Below are 14,797 nucleotides of genomic sequence, written 5' to 3'. Positions count from 1 at the left end.
CCTCCTATTTAAGAAAAACAAGTTGGATTTTCCCGAAAGAAATTGCCTCGTCGGGGCTTTTCTTTCGGGTTTTTTCCCCTATAATGAAGATAGAGTGTAGGTTTTCTTTCTGGCCTAATTTCTGTATCTGTGCAACAAAAAAGCCAGCTTGTACACAGCAAGTTGGCCAGTATTTTCGAAAAAGGCAGCGCCGTACAACCGAACGAAAACCTACACTTTTTTATCTTTCCCAAACGCGTTTTGAAGAGCCCAACCCCGGAGAAATCCCTTTCACCACTTTCATTTTATGCCTTTTTAAAAGGACTCTGTGCAGTCGCTGCGCCCAGCGGCGGAGATGATTTTTTGCTCCGCCAGTTGCCACTGCGACCCACTGACAGCTGTTCTCGCCACACGGGAACACAAACTTGCGACAAGGAGGGCAGAGCAATGGCAATAGCAATGCAGGAAAAACCTTCAGTGTGTCTGATCATCACCATGTTGGGCCAGTTTTCCATCCGCTATGGGGAGACCGCTCTCAAGCTGGAGCGAAACAACAACACCCGCGCCATGCAGGCGCTGCAGATGCTTCTGTACAGCGGGGCGCAGGGACTTTCCCGCGCCGTGCTGATGGACCGGCTCTACGGTCGGGACGAACGGGTGACCGATCCGGCCAACAACTTAAAAGTCACCATCAGCAACCTGCGCAAGCGGCTGGCCCAGGCGGGGCTGCCGGGGACCACCATCCAGTTTTCCGGCGGCAGCTATCGCTGGCAGAGCAGCCTGCCCACCGAGGTGGATGTGGATTGCTTCTACCGGCAGGCAGAAGCGGCCCTAGCCGAGACCGGCCCGGGGCGGGAGGAGGCGCTGCAGCGCGCCTGTGCCCTTTACGCCGGCGACTTTCTTCCCCATCTGCAGGGGGAGGAGTGGGCCGTGGCGGTGGCGGTTCACTGCCGAGAGCTATATGGCCGCTGTGTGCGCACCCTTACCGACCTGCTGCGCACCCGCGGAGCGAACGCCGAGGTGTTGACGGTGGCCACCCGCGCCGCTGCCCTCTGCCCACAGGAGGAGTGGGACGCCCTGCGCATCGAGAGCCTGCTGGCGCTGGGGCACTACCAGGAGGCCAAAGCCGTCTACGAGGAAACCGTCACCCGGTTGGATGAGACCTTTGGCGTCAAGCCGTCGGAACAACTCGTTGAAACGCTGCGCAAGTTGGAACAGGTGTCCCCGGAACGGGCGGTTTCAATGGAGCAACTGCAGACTGTCCTCGTCGAAGACGCCATTCTTCACGGGGCCTATTACTGCCCTTTCCCCAGTTTTATCGACACCTATCGGGCCGTCGGGAGGATGCTCGAGCGCAGTGGCCAGTCGGCCTATCTGATGCTCTGCTGGCTCACCGACCGGCAGGGCCGGCCCCTGGAGGACAGAGACCGCCTGGCCAAGGCCATTCCCCAGGTGAGCGCCGCCATCCAGATCGCCCTGCGCCGGGGCGACGCCTACACCCAGCCCTGTGCCGGCCGCTTCCTCATCCTGCTAATGGGCATCACTCGCGAAAACTGTACCCTTGTCAGCAACCGAATTGATGCCCGCTTCCGGGCCACTTCTGACCGGGTCAGGGGGATCGTTCTCCACTACAAATCCGCCCCTGTGGGGGGGCCTGGCTGCGTCCAGATAATGGGCGCTGCGCCGGGCTGGAAATAGCCCAACTTACTCTCTTGCCCTCCAACGTCCCCGCGCTATGTGCGCGGGGACGTTTTTTCTATTGGTGAAAAAAGAGGAAAGTTTTTTTGTCCACCCTGCTATTTTAACCGTTTTTTTACCCGCTGCTGATATGGTTAAGTCAGATAGGTGAGAAGAGGGGGAATGGTATGTCCGCACTTGACACTATCCACGCCAAAAATGCCATCCGCATCTGCGTAGACGCTGTGAACGCCGAATCCTTTCACGGCCGGCTCTATCACCGATACAAGCCCGATCCCATTCCGTTTGAGGGGGCAGAACAGATGCTCCTCGCTGCTGAATCACTTTTTGACAACTGGAATTACCCGCAGCCGGGACTGTTTGCTCGCAGTTTCTTCCCCCGGCCGGCGCAAAGGGGGAATAAAATCATGGACAGACAGCCGCTGGAAGATTTGACCGACCACACCGGGGGCCGCGCCACCTTCACCGTTCAAGTGGTCTACCGACAAAACGCCACCTGGCAGGGCACCGTCACCTGGCTGGAAAAGGGCAAACAGAGTTATTTCCGCAGCGCGTTGGAGTTGATCAAACTGATGGACAGCGCCCTAGAAGAAGCTCCACCTTCTGGCGACAAGCCCTCTGCCGCCTTCTCGTGAAGCCGGCACCGCAAAATCTCCATCCACACCATCCCGTTAGGAGGCAGCAATGATGAAACGAAAACTGTTCGGCCGTTTACTCAGCGCGGCACTCGCCACCGCCATGCTGGCAAACTTGACGCCCACTGCCGCCTTGGCCGCTCCCGGCGACGGGGACCCCTCCCTGGGCACCATCCGCACGGTGGACAGCGCCTCCAAGGGCATCCACCTCAACCTCTTTGACTATAACGGAAATCTGGCCACCATCCACCAGAACTACCTCTCCTTCTCCGGGGCCAACGTGCAGGGTCAATACCGCGACACCAGCAAAGTCTGGAACACCTGGACCAGTAAACGAGGGGTTGCACAGGGGGCGGTGCGCTCCACAATGGGCACCAGGGCCGACTATCCCCGGCTGAGCAACTTCTGGGGCACCAGCCTGGGCTACCTGTTTGACCCCACCTCGGTGAACAGCGATTCCCCCAACAAGGGCAATGGGATGGTCTCGGCCCGCACCGGGCTCAACCACTTGTTCTCCCAGGACGCCGATGGCTACTACATCTACGACGCGGGCAAGAACTTCGCCACCATTGTGGACAACAATGACAAGAATTTCAAGGTCTACAACACCCCCTACAAACCCGGCAACACCGAGCCCGCCACCCCCAAGTTCCTCCCCCTCAACGACCTGCAAAACCACGACACCCTCACCGCGGAGACCAACTACCACTTTGGGCTGAGCATGGACTTCAACTTCATGCAACCCAAAAACGGCAAGGTCAACAACAAAGACATGGTCTTTGAGTTCACCGGGGACGACGACGTCTGGATCTACATCGACGGGGTACTGGTTTTAGACATGGGCGGCATTCATGACGCCATGAGCGGCACCATCAACTTCGCCAACGGCGATGTGACCATCGACAAAGTCTATGCCAACGGGAGAAACCAGGTGGTGACCAAAAGTCTCTATGAGATCATGCAGGCGGCCAAGGGCCAGAGTTACGTCAACAACAACTTTGTGCGCAGAGGCGGCCGGTGGATCTTCAAAGACTACCAGTCCCACAGCTTCCGCTACTACTACATGGAGCGGGGAGCCGGCGGCTCCAACTGCCGTATCAAGTTCAACCTCCAGTCCATCCCCGACGACACCATTGTGGTGAGCAAGCAGATTACCGAGACCAACATGGCCGACTTTGCCGACGCCGACTTCCTCTTTAAGTTGGAGCTGAAAAACGGCGCCAGCTACACCCCCTACACCGGCGCCTACACCGTCTACACCGACGTCAGCGGCATCTCCCAGAAGGTGCGGGAGGGGACCACCGCAGACGGCACCTTCACCCTCAAGCACGGGCAGTACGCCATCCTGGCAAACGGGGTTAAGGCCAACACCGTCTACCGGGTCAGTGAGATCGGCGCCTACTCCGACAAGTACGAGGTGGTTATCAACAGCACCACCGCCAAGGTGGTGGGGGCCGACGGATCCACCCAGATCTACCAGTCGGGCGACCTGGTGGTGGAGGAGAGCCCCGCCGTCACCTTTGAAAACCGATGCCTGGTGCAAAACCTCTACAACCTGGCCGTCCAAAAGGTGATGCAGGGGACCAGCGCGGAGGACAGCTTCTCCATGCGGGTGCAGATCGGCGGCAAGGCCTATGTGGGCGAGTACTACCTGATGCACCGCACCGACAGCAGCCTGAACCTGGACAACGGCACCAAAAAAACCACCCAAAACGGGGTGATTCCCCTAAAGGCTGATGAGAAGGCGGTCATCCCTGGGGTCATCTGGGGCAGCAGCTTCCAGGTAACCGAAGTCTCACCCGGAGACAACTACCTGCCTCCTGTCTATCAAGTGGACAATGCCACCTCGATAAGCACCGATGGAAAGGGGGCCGGCAGGATCCCCGAAGGGGTGGTACAGGCCCAGCGGGTCAGCACCGTCACCGTCACCAACCAGCTGAAGAAGGCCGATCTCACCATCCGCAAGGTGATCGAGGGAGATCTGAGCGCCGGCGAACTGGCCGCCCTGAAATCCGCCCTGGCCTTCACCGTCACCGACGGAGACGGCCACACCGCCTTCACCGTCAAGGGGAACAACCCCAGCGGCCGCTGGGACGGCAACACCTTCACCTACACCCAGCAGTTGCTGCCCGGCCAGTACACCCTCTCCGAGACGGGGGAGGAGGTGGAGGGCTACGACGTGAGCGTCGACACCTCCTCCGCCGCCGCCAACCTGCGGCCCGGCCAACCGGCCACCCTCACCCTGGTCAACAGCTACCGACAAAACCATGGCACCCTGCGCATCTACAAGCAGCTCAATCAGGTGAATCTGGAGAAAGGCGACCCCGTCTTTAGTTTCAAACTCACCGGCGAAGATGGGGTGACCCACTACTGTCACATCGACATGAGAGACGCCGCCGGAAATGGCAGCCAGTTGGTGGTCGAGATTGACGTTCCCATCGGCCGTTACACGGTGGAGGAACTGGAAAACCTCAACTACACCCTCTCCGGTGTCAGCGCCAACCGGCCCGGCTACTTCTCCTCTAGCGGGGCGACCGCCACCGTCTGCGTGGGCTTTGACGACCAAGGCTGTGAGACCTACAACAAACAGGCCCTGGATCGGTCGGTGACCTTCCAAAACCGCTATGACGGCGGGAATATTCCCACCGACAGCAGCGCCACTCGCAATCTCTTCGAGGTGGAAAACGGCAATCTGGTCTTTATCATCCCCAAGCAGGACGACCTGATCCCCCCGGCTGATTCCGGCGATGACGAGTAAGTCAGAAAGGAGACACCCATGAAGGCATTTCTGAAAAAGCGCAAAAAGCTGCTGATCTCCCTTCTGGCGGCGGCCATGGTCTTTGGCATCGGCTCTACCCTGGCCTACCAGGCCAGCGGCACCGGCGCCGTCACCAATCGGTTTTCTCCCGCCGACGTCACCACTGAGATCGAAGAGGACGACTCCCTGGGCAACAAGACTGTCATCATCGCCAACGCCGGCAAATCTCCCGCCTATGTGCGGGCACGGATCATGGTCTCCGGCGTCGCCGAGAAGGATCTCCTGTTTGTCTCCAAAAACAGCGCCATGGGCGACCAGAGCAAGGTCTACATCCAGGTCAACCGCACCGACTGGGGAAAGGTCAGCAGCGACCCCTCCAAATCGGGTTTTTACTACTACTGTGCCCCTCTCCCGGCAGGTGAGATCACCCCGCCGCTGATGTACAGCGTCAAAGTGGGCAAGAACCTCTACGGCGGCGAGGGGCAGCCCAAGACCCTGGCGGACTTTCTGGAGCAGACCGGCTTTTCGGTCACCATCTACCAGGAGAGCGTCCTCGCCGAGCCCGGCGGACTGACCTCCCTGCCGGCCATTGCGGCCCTCTTCCAATAACCTGCGGGGGAACACCCATGATCAAAAAAATTTGTAACATCCTCTCTGGCGTTCTGCTGTGCGCCCTGGTTTCCGTGGCTCTGGCCATCCTGCTGCCCATGCTGCTGGGCTACCGGGAGATGGCCGTCCTCAGCGGCAGCATGGAGCCGGCCATTCCGGTGGGCAGCATCGTCTGCGTCAAGCCCACCGAGGCGCCCCAACTGCAAGCCGGCGACATCTGCACCTACCTGCTGCCTGACGGCAGCACCTATGTCACCCATCGGGTTCTTCGGGTGGACAGCGATGCCCGCACCCTGGTAACCCAGGGAGACGCCAATGACGCCCCTGATGGGGAGATCGCCTTTTCCCGGGTGTTCGGAAGAGTTGCTTTTCACCTCCCTCTTCTGGGCTACATCACCACCGGCATTCGGACCCCCGCCGGCATCTTTGCCACCTGCGGCCTGGCCATCCTCATCATCCTTCTCAACTTTATCCCCGCCATCATCGCTGCGGGGGAGAGGGAGAAAACCGATGCCCCCCCGCCGGACGACACCTGATTTCCTTCGGTTCCCGGGGCCTGCAAAGCCCCTTATATAAATCCGTTCCACCGCCAACTTGAAAAGGAGCATTGAAATGAAAAAGAAAAACATCCTCGTCATGACCCTCTCCCTGGCTCTGGTCACCGTGGTGGCCATTGGCGCCACCTTGGCCTACTTTGTCAGCACCACCGAGAAGGTGGAAAACGCCTTCTCCGCCAGCGATGGCCTGTCCATTGATCTCAACGAGCACAACTACATTCAAGCCAGCAACACCCTGGGAACCACCGAAGTCAAGGCCAATACCTACCAGGACATCTACCCCAACAAGATCGTCCCCAAAGACCCCTTTGTCTCGGTTGACACCGTTCCCGTCACCGGTGCGGATATCTACGTGATCATCACCGGGGTAGACGACAACCTTATGAGTCTGGACATCGACTCCAGCTGGGTGAAGATCACCGCCCAAACCGGCACCAACGGCATTTACAAGTACAGTTCCTCGGTCACCGGCGCCGGCGATCTGCCCTCTGTCTTTGAGAATGTGACCTTCGCCAACTACTCCCAGAAGCCCGCTAACATCCCCTCCATCTCTCTCTATGCCTACGGGATCCAGTCCAGCGGGATGACCGGCACCGACACCACCGACGGCCTGGCCCTGGTTGCCCTCAACGGCAAGGCCAGCACCAACTTCACTCTCGCTTAACCAAACCAGCGTTTCGCCAAAACAGCAAAGGGGTTTGATCACCGATGAAAAAGAAAAACGTTTTGATCGCCGCCGCCAGCACCCTACTAGTTGCCATGATCGCTGTGGGAGCCACCTTGGCCTACTTCACCGACACCACTGCCCAGCGGGACAACGTCTTCACCACCGGCAAGGTTGACATCGGCATTGTCGACATCTCCCCGGTCGGCACCGTGGACAGCAAAGAGATGGTTGTCGCCACTGGCGACAACCATGGCAACGGCCTCAGCTACACCGACATCATGCCCGGCGACCTGATCAGCAAGACGGTGGGCGCCACCGTGGAAGAGGGCTCGCAGCCCTGCTACCTGGCCATTCGGGTGACCGCCCAGGCCGAAGTTCCCAACAGCCAAAATGCCAGCGTCAACAGCGCGTCGGTGAGCAGCCAGCTGCTGGACCTGGTCGCCGCTGAAGTCGACACCGACAAATGGATCGTCAGCCGGGACGGAGACGCCCTCCTCTGCTACTACAGGGAGGCCGTCAGCTACACCGCTCCCGCCGCCGGAGAGACCGCCAACCCCGCCAATCAGGTGACCCTGTTTGAGCACTTCACCATCCCCGGCGAGGAGTGGGACAACAACTACGCCCAGGCCGGTTTCTCCCTGAGTGTCTCGGCGGCCGCCGTACAGCAAAAGAACCTGGATGCCCCCAGCCTCATCCCCGCCGCCAACACAGCGGCAATCCAACTTCAGGGGCTGTTTCACTAGTTTTGCCCCTTGCCCCTTGCCCCAGGCAGGCAGGGCCAACCGGTTGGGAAAGGAGGGAGCGCCGTGAGGGCAAAACTTCTCAGCGCTGCAGCGGCGGCGCTGATGATCGGTCTCTCCCTCCTCACCCTTCCCCTGGTTCTGCCCCGGCTGCTGGGCTTTCAGGTCTACTCGGTTCTCACCCCCAGCATGGTGCCAGCCCTTCCGGTGGGCAGCGCCATCTATACCAGGTCTTGCAACCCGGAGGAGCTGGCGGAGGGGGCGATCATCACCTTTTCCCTGGGCAGCGCCACCGAGTTGGTGGAGGTGCACCGGGTGGTGCAAAACGACACCCAAAAAGGGGAGATCACCACCAAGGGCGACGCCAATGCACAGCCCGACGTGACCCCGGTGGCCTACGGCCGGATAACCGGTGAAGTTCTGTTTTCCATTCCGCTTTTAGGCGCCGTCTCCGCGGCTTTACACTCCGTCGGCGGCATCGCGGTCTGCATCGCCATCTTTGCCCTGGCGTGTTTGCTCTGGGCATTTGCAGACAAGATCAAGAAGAGGGAGCGTTTCAAGTGAAGAAGAGATTTTTGCTGATGGGTGCGGCGCTGGTCCTGGTTGCGGCAACCGCCGTCGGCGGCTCTCTGGCCGCCGGCCAGATCGAAGGCGACCGGGCCGTGGGCGCCCCCTTGGCAGCTACCACCCTGCAGATCGGCTGGGCCGACGGCCAGGCCCTCGCCCCGGCGGCCGAGTACCAGCTGACCCAGCCAGTAATGCCCGGTGACACCGTCGCCCTGACCGACGCCGCCGGCAAAACCGGTGTGTACAGCGTGCAAAACGCCGGTTCTGTGCCCGCCTACGTGCGGGTCACGGTGACCAAGTACTGGGCAGATGAAGAGGGCAATGGCAATGGCAATGGCAATGGCAAGCGCACCGATCTGGACGGCTCGGCCATCCGGCTGAGCCCACCGGCCGACAGCGGCTGGCTGGAGTCCAATCCCCCCTTCTCCAGCGGGGAGACCCAGACCTTCTACTTCTGCCGCCCCGTCTCCCCCCAGGAGGCCAGCGAGGACCTTCTCCAGTCTCTCGCGGTGGATGCTGCCCTGGACAACGAGTACACCGACAAGCACATCCGTCTGGAGGCGGTGGCCGAGGGTGTTCAGTTCGCTGGGGTCGCGCACGGCGATGTCAACCAGAAGGGCATTCTCACCAGTTGGGGCGTCCTGGCCCAGCTAGATGAAAACGGCAACATCACAGCCATTGAGCAGTAGCGGCAGAAAGACAGGTGACAAGAGATGAAAAAACGAATGGGCGCAGTGACCCTGATCCTTTCCCTGCTTCTGGCCGTGGCTGCGCCGGCGACCGGCTTTGCCGCTGTGCGCGGCGAAGTTGCCTACACCGGCGACGCGCTGGTCTGCACCGGTCAGATGAGCGGTTTCTCCTCCATCCTCCCGGGGGTAGAGGCAAGCGACACCCTTCTGCTCGAAAACAGGAGCGGGGCGACCACCAACTTCTACATGAAGACCGACGTCCTCAACACCCTTGAAAAGGCCGGCGCCGCCGGGGCGGGATACACCGTCCGCCTCACCTGCAAGAGCGGCGAGACCACCAGCGTCCTCTACGGGTACGACCCCGCCACCGGCGAGACCACCGGCGCGCTGTTGGGCGGCCGCGGCAGCCAGGAGCTAAAGGAACTCAACAGCCAGCTGGAGGGCTACCGCCTGGTGGCCACCCTGGAGGCGGGGGAGCAGGCCGAAGTGACCCTCTCCCTCCTCCCCGACGCCACCTCGCTGGGCAACCCCTACCAGGCCAGTGAAGGGCTGATTCAGTTCACCTTCCAGGCCGCCGAGGTGACTCCCCAGACCGAGACGGTGATCAACCGGGTGCCGGGCAAGACCATCTTCACCGGCGATTACGCCCCCATCTTTCTGCTGGCAGCCTCTGCCTTCATCGCCCTGCCGCTGCTGATTGTTCTGAAAAAGAAACACAGAGAAGAGGAGTGAACGAGATGCGCAACTTGACCAAGCGGCTCTGTACCCTGGCGCTGGCCTTTCTGCTGTCGCTGATGGCGCTGCCCGTTCACGCCGCCGGCAACAAGGGCTATGTGGTGACCTTCCGCCCCGGCGAGTACGGGCGGTTCTCCCCGAGTTACCTGCAAAAAATCGAGGGCACCGGCTATTCCTATCAGTTCAGCAAGGCCACCGGCAGCCTCTCCATCCTGGTGCCGGTCGGGGCCGTCCTGCCCGACGCCCCCAACCCCAGCGAAATTCAGCTGATCGAGACCCGCTACGAAGTGCTTGACGCCGCCCCCGGCTACCAGAACGGGCAGCCGGCAGCCGGTGACATCACCACCGTGGCCAGCTACGGGCTGACCAAGCAGGGCGACACCTACGGCTACACCGTCCGCTTTGTCGACCGGGAGACCGGCGCTGAAGTGGCCCCCGCCCTGCAAGGGGTGGCCAGCAACGCAGCCACCGTCACCTTTAGCGCCCCCACCGTGACCGAGTTCACCGCCCTGGCGGCCAGCCAGGCTCTGACCATCGGCGCCGACAGCAGCACCAATATCCTCACCTTCTACTACGACCCGGTGGTGCACACCAACACCGTCACCGAGGAGGTGCCCCAGTACCAGCAGGCGCCGGGCACTGCCCCGGGAACGCCCCCGGGTACAACCCCCGCCGCCCCCGAAGGGGAGGAGGTTCCAGAGGAGGAGCCCCCGCTGGTTCCCGGCCCGGGCAGTGACATACCAGGGGAACAGATCATCCCCGACCCCGACGTTCCCGAGGCTCCGAGTCCCAACAAATCCCCCCTCAACCCGGTCATGGTGGCCGGCATCGGTGTGGCCGCCATTGCCTTAACCACCCTAGCTGTCGTCTTGATCTGTAAGCGCCGTGGGCGCAAAGACGCCGCGCAGTGATAAAACTTCCGTTGCGAAAAAGAGCGCCTGGACACCGGCACTGCCGTGTTCAGGCGCTCTTTTTCATCTGTTCCCATCCGGCCTTAAGCGGGGTATCTGCCCAGGTCAAAGTCCCTGTCCAGCCGGTAGAGGGCAGCACTCACCAGACGGCCCACCTGTTCCAAGTCGCCCAGGTCCACCGTCTCCATGGGGGAATGGCTGTATCGGTCAGGCGCGCCCAGGTCGATGCAGGGGATTCCCTCGCCCTCCAACTGCAGGTAGGCGGTGTCCGAGAGGGCGCCCCGGGCCGCATGCCGCTGCAGGGGAATCCCCTCCTCCTCGCCCGCCTCCCGCAGCAGCTTTAACAGGCCGCGGTGGGCGATGTTCCCGTTGAGGGTCCCCTTGCCGTGGAAGTTAAAGAGGGTGACCCCCGGGCCGCCGCCCATGGCCACGTTGCTCACCGCCCCGCGCTGGTCGGGGGTGTCGGCAGCCCCCGGCCCCAACAGGGAGAAGGCCAGGTCGGTCTTGACGGTGCGGGCCGCCATCATCGCCCCCCGGGCCGAAAACTCCTCCCAGACGGTGCCCACCAGATGGACGGTGGCGCGGGCCGGCCGCTGGGCCAGGGCCGAGGCGATCTGCACCAGATTGGTCAGCCCGGCAGCCGCATCGATGTAGGAGCCGGCAATCCGGTCGCCCGCCAGCTCGATATAGCGGGGGGCGTAGATGGCGGGGCAGCCCACCTGGATGCCCATCTCCAACACCTCCTGCCGGCTTTTCGCGCCGATGTCGATAAAGAGGTTGCCGATGGGGTCGACCTTGCTCTTTTGCTCGGGGCTCTGGATGTGATAGGCCCGGCAGCCGATGATGCCGTGGTGAAACCCCCCGTCCTCGTCCCCCACCTCGACAGCGATGCCGGGAAGCACCTTTTCCGGCACCCCGCCCATCCGGTCGAAGAAGAGAAAGCCCCCCTCGTCGATGCGGGTGAGGATAAAGCCGATGGTGTCCAGGTGGGAGAGGACCATGGCGCTGGGTGCTTGGGGGTCGGTGCCGGGAAAGGTGGCGATGGCGTTGCCCAGCCGGTCGATCTGTACCGAATCGGTGTATTTTTTCATCTCCTCGCAGAAGCGGCGGGCCATCGGTCCCTCAAAGCCGGAGAGGCGGGGGGTCTCCATAAACTCCCGCAGGATCGGTCTCATCTCTTGTTTGTCAAGCATGTGCGCACCCCTTTCAAATCTCGCGTGGCCGGTTCTGCTCCCATTATACTAAACTGACGCCAGTTTGCAATTGCCCGATTCTCTTTTTTCAACATTCACAACCGTACAGCTAAAGTCTCGACAGATCGGCTGTTTGCTCCTTTTTGCTCCGAAACTATGAAAGTTGCTGCCTTTTGTTCTTGCAATTTTGTCAATTTGGTAGGCAACAAAAGGGTTTCGCCCGCTTTTTTACAGGAGTATAATAAAGGACATATTAAACAACCGCCCTGCGGGGCCTGTCTGTAAGGAGGAGTTTCATGTCCTGGGTCAAAGAGCTGTTTTCCACCGAAAAGCCGATCATCGCCATGTGCCATGTCCGCGCCCTGCCGGGCGACCCCTACTTCGACGAGGAAAAGGGGATGGATTGGGTCGTCGAACGCGCCCGGGAGGACTTCCTGGCCCTGCAGGAGGGCGGCGTTGACGCGGTCATGTTCTCCAACGAGTTCTCCCTGCCCTACTTGACCACCGTCAAGCCCGCCACCACCGCCGCCATGGCCCGGGTCATCGGCGAACTGAAAAAGGACATCCGCATCCCCTTTGGGGTCAACATGCTGTGGGACCCCTTCGCCTCCCTCGACCTGGCCGCCGCCACCGGCGCCTGCTTTGTGCGGGAGGTCATGTCCGGCGTCTACGCCGGCGACCTGGGGCTGTGGAACACCAACACCGGCGAGATCGTCCGCCACCACCGCAACCTGGGGCTGAAGGGGAAGGTCAAGCTCCTCTTCAACATCTTCCCCGAGGCCGCGGCCTATCTGGGGGACCGGGACATCGTCGACATCGCCCGCTCCACCAACTTCAACGACAAGCCAGACGCCATCCTGGTCTCCGGCCTCACCGCGGGCGAGTCCACCGACACCCAGGTGCTCAAAAAGGTGAAGGACGCCCTGCCCGACACCCCGGTCTTCTGCAACACCGGCTGCAAGAAGGAGACCATTGAGACCCAGCTCTCCATCGCTGACGGGGCGGTGGTGGGAACCACCTTTAAGAAGGACGGGAAGTTTGACAACTTCACCGACTACAATCGGGTGGTCGACTTTATGAATACAGTCAAGGCATTCCGGAAATAGAGCTCGCTTCCTGCGCGCAAGTGGCCGGCGGCGAAATTGCATTCGCCGCCGGCCCATTTTATTTTCCGCCCGCGCGCCAAAGCGGGCTTGCGAAAGGGGGACTTCGATGAAACAGTACGTCATGGGCATCGACGGGGGCACCGGGGGGATGCGGGTAGGCATCTACGACCTGGAGGGAAACCCCGCCTGCTTTGCCAACACGCCCTACCCCACCACCCACCTCCACCCCGGCTGGGCCGACCAGGTCCCCGCCGACTGGTGGCGGGCGCTGGTGCAGTCGGTGGGGGAGGCGCTGCGCAAAAGCGGCATCTCCCCCCGGCAGATCGCCGCCCTGGGGGTGGACACCACCAACTGCAGCGTCCTCCTCTGCCAGCGCGACGGCACCCCGGTGCGCGACTGCCTGATTTGGATGGACGTGCGCAGCGCCCCCCAGGCCGCGCGCATCCGCCAGCTGACGGGGGAAAACCTCTCCCCAGAGTGGATGCCCTCCAAGTTGCTCTGGCTCAAGGAAAACGAGCCGGAACACTACGGGGAGGCCCAGGTCTTCTGCGAGTACCAGGACTGGATGACCTACCGCCTCACCGGCCTGTGGAGCATCAACGTCAACTGCAGCTGCAACTGGGGGTACGACGCCCGGCTGGGGGACTTTCACCGGGATTTCTACCGGGCCATCGGCCTGGCCGACGCCCTGGACAAATTCCCCGACGAGCACGTCTTTCGGGTGGGGCAGCCCATCGGAGGGCTCACCGGGGAGGCGGCGGCCCAGCTGGGTCTCTGCCCCGGCACCCTGGTCTGCCAAGGGGGGATCGACGCCTCCATCGGCATTTTGGGGATGGGGGCCTGCCGCCCCGGCCAGGTGGCGCTGATCACCGGCTCCTCCAACCTGGCCATGGTCCTCACCCCCGACCCGCCCCCCTTTGGGGAGGCCACCGTCAACGCCGGGCCGGACAACCTCATCGAGGGATACTACACCGCCTACCGGGGCCAGGTCAGTTCCGGCTCCATCCTCAAGTGGTTCATCGGCGAGTTCTGCAAGGATTTGAGCGCCCGCTGCGAGGAGAGCGGCGAATCGGTCTATGCCCTGCTGGACCAGGAGGCGAAGGGTCTGCCCATCGGCAGCGGCGGTCTCCTCGTCCTGGATTACTGGCAGGGCAACCAGCACCCCTACCTGGACGGAAATGTGCGGGGGCTGGTCTACGGCTTTTCCCTCCACCACACCCGGGCCCATCTCTACCGCGCCCTGTTGGAGGGGATCGCCTACGGCACCGAAAACCTCCTCTTCCAGCTGCGGGAGAACGGCTTTGCGGTGGAGCGGCTGCACATCAGCGGCGGCACCGCCCAGAGCGACCTCTTCTTGCAGATTCACGCCGACATCAGCAACGTGGAGATTCTCGTCCCCCGGGACAAGCAAGCCTCCTGCCTGGGCTCGGCCATCTGCGCGGCGGTGGGGCTGGGGGCCTACCCCGACCTGCCCACCGCCTCGGAGGCCATGGTGGCGATGGAGAAGAGGATCGTCCCCGACCCCGTGCGCCATACCCGCTACCAGGCGTTTTTTGAGCAGTACCGCAAGCTCTACCCCCAGTTAAAGGATTGGATGCACGAGACCACCGCCCTGGGGACAGACGACCAGTGAGCCCTTCTCCCGACAGAAAAGAGCGCCGGCTTAAATGAACCTCCCCAGATTGTGCGGACAGTACAAAAAAGAGCCCTGGTAGGAAATATAGAGTTTTAGTAGGAGAGGCGTCGCGCCAGCGGCGCCTCTCCTGTTTTCAATTGGATGCGCTCGCAGATTTCAGACAGCAAACCATACTTCTTCATGACCCACAGCACAGTTTTGGGGTTGCAGAAAATATTCCGGCTTTTCAGCTATAGCCACATCCGCCGGTAGCCATAGGTATGGAAGCTGCGTTCCCGCTGCTGCGCGATAGCTTCCGCAAGGGCGGCGTCCTTCTC

General features: G+C 61.6%; 14 protein-coding genes. 13 read left to right on the top strand and 1 reads right to left on the bottom strand.

Annotation, left to right across the window (positions count from 1 at the left end; translation table 11 throughout):
• The first annotated feature begins 426 nt into the window (after nt 1-426).
• From HJY11_RS04395 to HJY11_RS04345, 11 genes are all read left to right on the top strand, one after another.
• Nucleotides 427-1,677, top strand: a complete 1,251-nt coding sequence (locus HJY11_RS04395; RefSeq protein ID WP_208074785.1) for an AfsR/SARP family transcriptional regulator — start codon at nt 427-429, stop codon at nt 1,675-1,677.
• A gap of 167 nt (nt 1,678-1,844) precedes the next feature.
• Nucleotides 1,845-2,312, top strand: coding sequence for a hypothetical protein (locus tag HJY11_RS15095; RefSeq protein ID WP_243764198.1), 468 nt, complete (start codon nt 1,845-1,847; stop codon nt 2,310-2,312).
• Nucleotides 2,313-2,364: 52 nt separating this feature from the next.
• Nucleotides 2,365-5,070 (top strand): DUF7601 domain-containing protein, encoded by a 2,706-nt coding sequence (locus HJY11_RS04385; protein ID WP_208074784.1) that lies wholly within the window; start codon nt 2,365-2,367, stop codon nt 5,068-5,070.
• An 18-nt stretch (nt 5,071-5,088) separates the two neighbouring features.
• Nucleotides 5,089-5,679: a hypothetical protein gene (locus tag HJY11_RS04380; RefSeq protein ID WP_208074783.1), complete on the top strand. Its 591-nt coding sequence runs from the start codon at nt 5,089-5,091 to the stop codon at nt 5,677-5,679.
• Between the two features lie 17 nt (nt 5,680-5,696).
• On the top strand, nt 5,697-6,215 hold the full coding sequence (locus HJY11_RS04375; protein ID WP_208074782.1) for a signal peptidase I: 519 nt from the start codon (nt 5,697-5,699) through the stop codon (nt 6,213-6,215).
• A gap of 76 nt (nt 6,216-6,291) precedes the next feature.
• Nucleotides 6,292-6,900 carry a hypothetical protein gene (locus HJY11_RS04370; protein WP_208074781.1) on the top strand — a complete coding sequence of 203 codons (609 nt, stop codon included), beginning with the start codon at nt 6,292-6,294 and terminating at the stop codon, nt 6,898-6,900.
• Between the two features lie 44 nt (nt 6,901-6,944).
• Nucleotides 6,945-7,646, top strand: a complete 702-nt coding sequence (locus HJY11_RS04365) for a SipW-dependent-type signal peptide-containing protein (RefSeq protein WP_208074780.1) — start codon at nt 6,945-6,947, stop codon at nt 7,644-7,646.
• A 63-nt stretch (nt 7,647-7,709) separates the two neighbouring features.
• On the top strand, nt 7,710-8,207 hold the full coding sequence (locus tag HJY11_RS04360) for a signal peptidase I (RefSeq protein ID WP_208074779.1): 498 nt from the start codon (nt 7,710-7,712) through the stop codon (nt 8,205-8,207).
• Nucleotides 8,204-8,899: a hypothetical protein gene (locus HJY11_RS04355; RefSeq protein ID WP_208074778.1), complete on the top strand. Its 696-nt coding sequence runs from the start codon at nt 8,204-8,206 to the stop codon at nt 8,897-8,899. Before HJY11_RS04360 ends, HJY11_RS04355 begins: the two co-directional genes overlap by 4 nt.
• Nucleotides 8,900-8,923: 24 nt before the next feature.
• Nucleotides 8,924-9,631 (top strand): hypothetical protein, encoded by a 708-nt coding sequence (locus HJY11_RS04350; RefSeq protein ID WP_208074777.1) that lies wholly within the window; start codon nt 8,924-8,926, stop codon nt 9,629-9,631.
• A 5-nt stretch (nt 9,632-9,636) separates the two neighbouring features.
• Complete coding sequence (locus HJY11_RS04345; RefSeq protein ID WP_208074776.1) at nt 9,637-10,545, top strand: hypothetical protein; 909 nt, start codon at nt 9,637-9,639, stop codon at nt 10,543-10,545.
• Between the two features lie 83 nt (nt 10,546-10,628).
• On the opposite strand, the gene HJY11_RS04340 is transcribed toward HJY11_RS04345, so the two are convergent.
• Nucleotides 10,629-11,738 carry a M20/M25/M40 family metallo-hydrolase gene (locus HJY11_RS04340; RefSeq protein ID WP_208074775.1) on the bottom strand — a complete coding sequence of 370 codons (1,110 nt, stop codon included), beginning with the start codon at nt 11,736-11,738 and terminating at the stop codon, nt 10,629-10,631.
• Between the two features lie 296 nt (nt 11,739-12,034).
• Between HJY11_RS04340 and HJY11_RS04335 the strand changes: the two genes are divergently transcribed.
• Nucleotides 12,035-12,844: a BtpA/SgcQ family protein gene (locus HJY11_RS04335; RefSeq protein ID WP_208074774.1), complete on the top strand. Its 810-nt coding sequence runs from the start codon at nt 12,035-12,037 to the stop codon at nt 12,842-12,844.
• 106 nt (nt 12,845-12,950) lie between these two features.
• Nucleotides 12,951-14,477 carry an FGGY-family carbohydrate kinase gene (locus HJY11_RS04330; RefSeq protein ID WP_208074773.1) on the top strand — a complete coding sequence of 509 codons (1,527 nt, stop codon included), beginning with the start codon at nt 12,951-12,953 and terminating at the stop codon, nt 14,475-14,477.
• The last annotated feature ends 320 nt before the right edge of the window (nt 14,478-14,797 follow it).

Origin of the sequence: Bittarella massiliensis (ex Durand et al. 2017) (genome assembly GCF_017566145.1) — a bacterium.
GTDB lineage: Bacteria > Bacillota > Clostridia > Oscillospirales > Ruminococcaceae > Bittarella > Bittarella massiliensis_A.
This window is presented reverse-complemented; position numbering and strand designations above follow the sequence as displayed.

Excerpts from the sequence above, each read along its gene's own strand:
- HJY11_RS04335 (WP_208074774.1), top strand. The coding sequence starts at position 12,035 with ATGTCCTGGGTCAAAGAGCTGTTTTCCACCGAAAAGCCGATCATCGCC.
- HJY11_RS04345 (WP_208074776.1), top strand. The coding sequence starts at position 9,637 with ATGCGCAACTTGACCAAGCGGCTCTGTACCCTGGCGCTGGCCTTTCTG.
- HJY11_RS04370 (WP_208074781.1), top strand. The coding sequence starts at position 6,292 with ATGAAAAAGAAAAACATCCTCGTCATGACCCTCTCCCTGGCTCTGGTC.
- HJY11_RS04385 (WP_208074784.1), top strand. The coding sequence starts at position 2,365 with ATGAAACGAAAACTGTTCGGCCGTTTACTCAGCGCGGCACTCGCCACC.
- HJY11_RS04340 (WP_208074775.1), bottom strand. The coding sequence starts at position 11,738 with ATGCTTGACAAACAAGAGATGAGACCGATCCTGCGGGAGTTTATGGAG.
- HJY11_RS04380 (WP_208074783.1), top strand. The coding sequence starts at position 5,089 with ATGAAGGCATTTCTGAAAAAGCGCAAAAAGCTGCTGATCTCCCTTCTG.
- HJY11_RS04350 (WP_208074777.1), top strand. The coding sequence starts at position 8,924 with ATGAAAAAACGAATGGGCGCAGTGACCCTGATCCTTTCCCTGCTTCTG.
- HJY11_RS15095 (WP_243764198.1), top strand. The coding sequence starts at position 1,845 with ATGTCCGCACTTGACACTATCCACGCCAAAAATGCCATCCGCATCTGC.
- HJY11_RS04330 (WP_208074773.1), top strand. The coding sequence starts at position 12,951 with ATGAAACAGTACGTCATGGGCATCGACGGGGGCACCGGGGGGATGCGG.
- HJY11_RS04375 (WP_208074782.1), top strand. The coding sequence starts at position 5,697 with ATGATCAAAAAAATTTGTAACATCCTCTCTGGCGTTCTGCTGTGCGCC.
- HJY11_RS04365 (WP_208074780.1), top strand. The coding sequence starts at position 6,945 with ATGAAAAAGAAAAACGTTTTGATCGCCGCCGCCAGCACCCTACTAGTT.
- HJY11_RS04395 (WP_208074785.1), top strand. The coding sequence starts at position 427 with ATGGCAATAGCAATGCAGGAAAAACCTTCAGTGTGTCTGATCATCACC.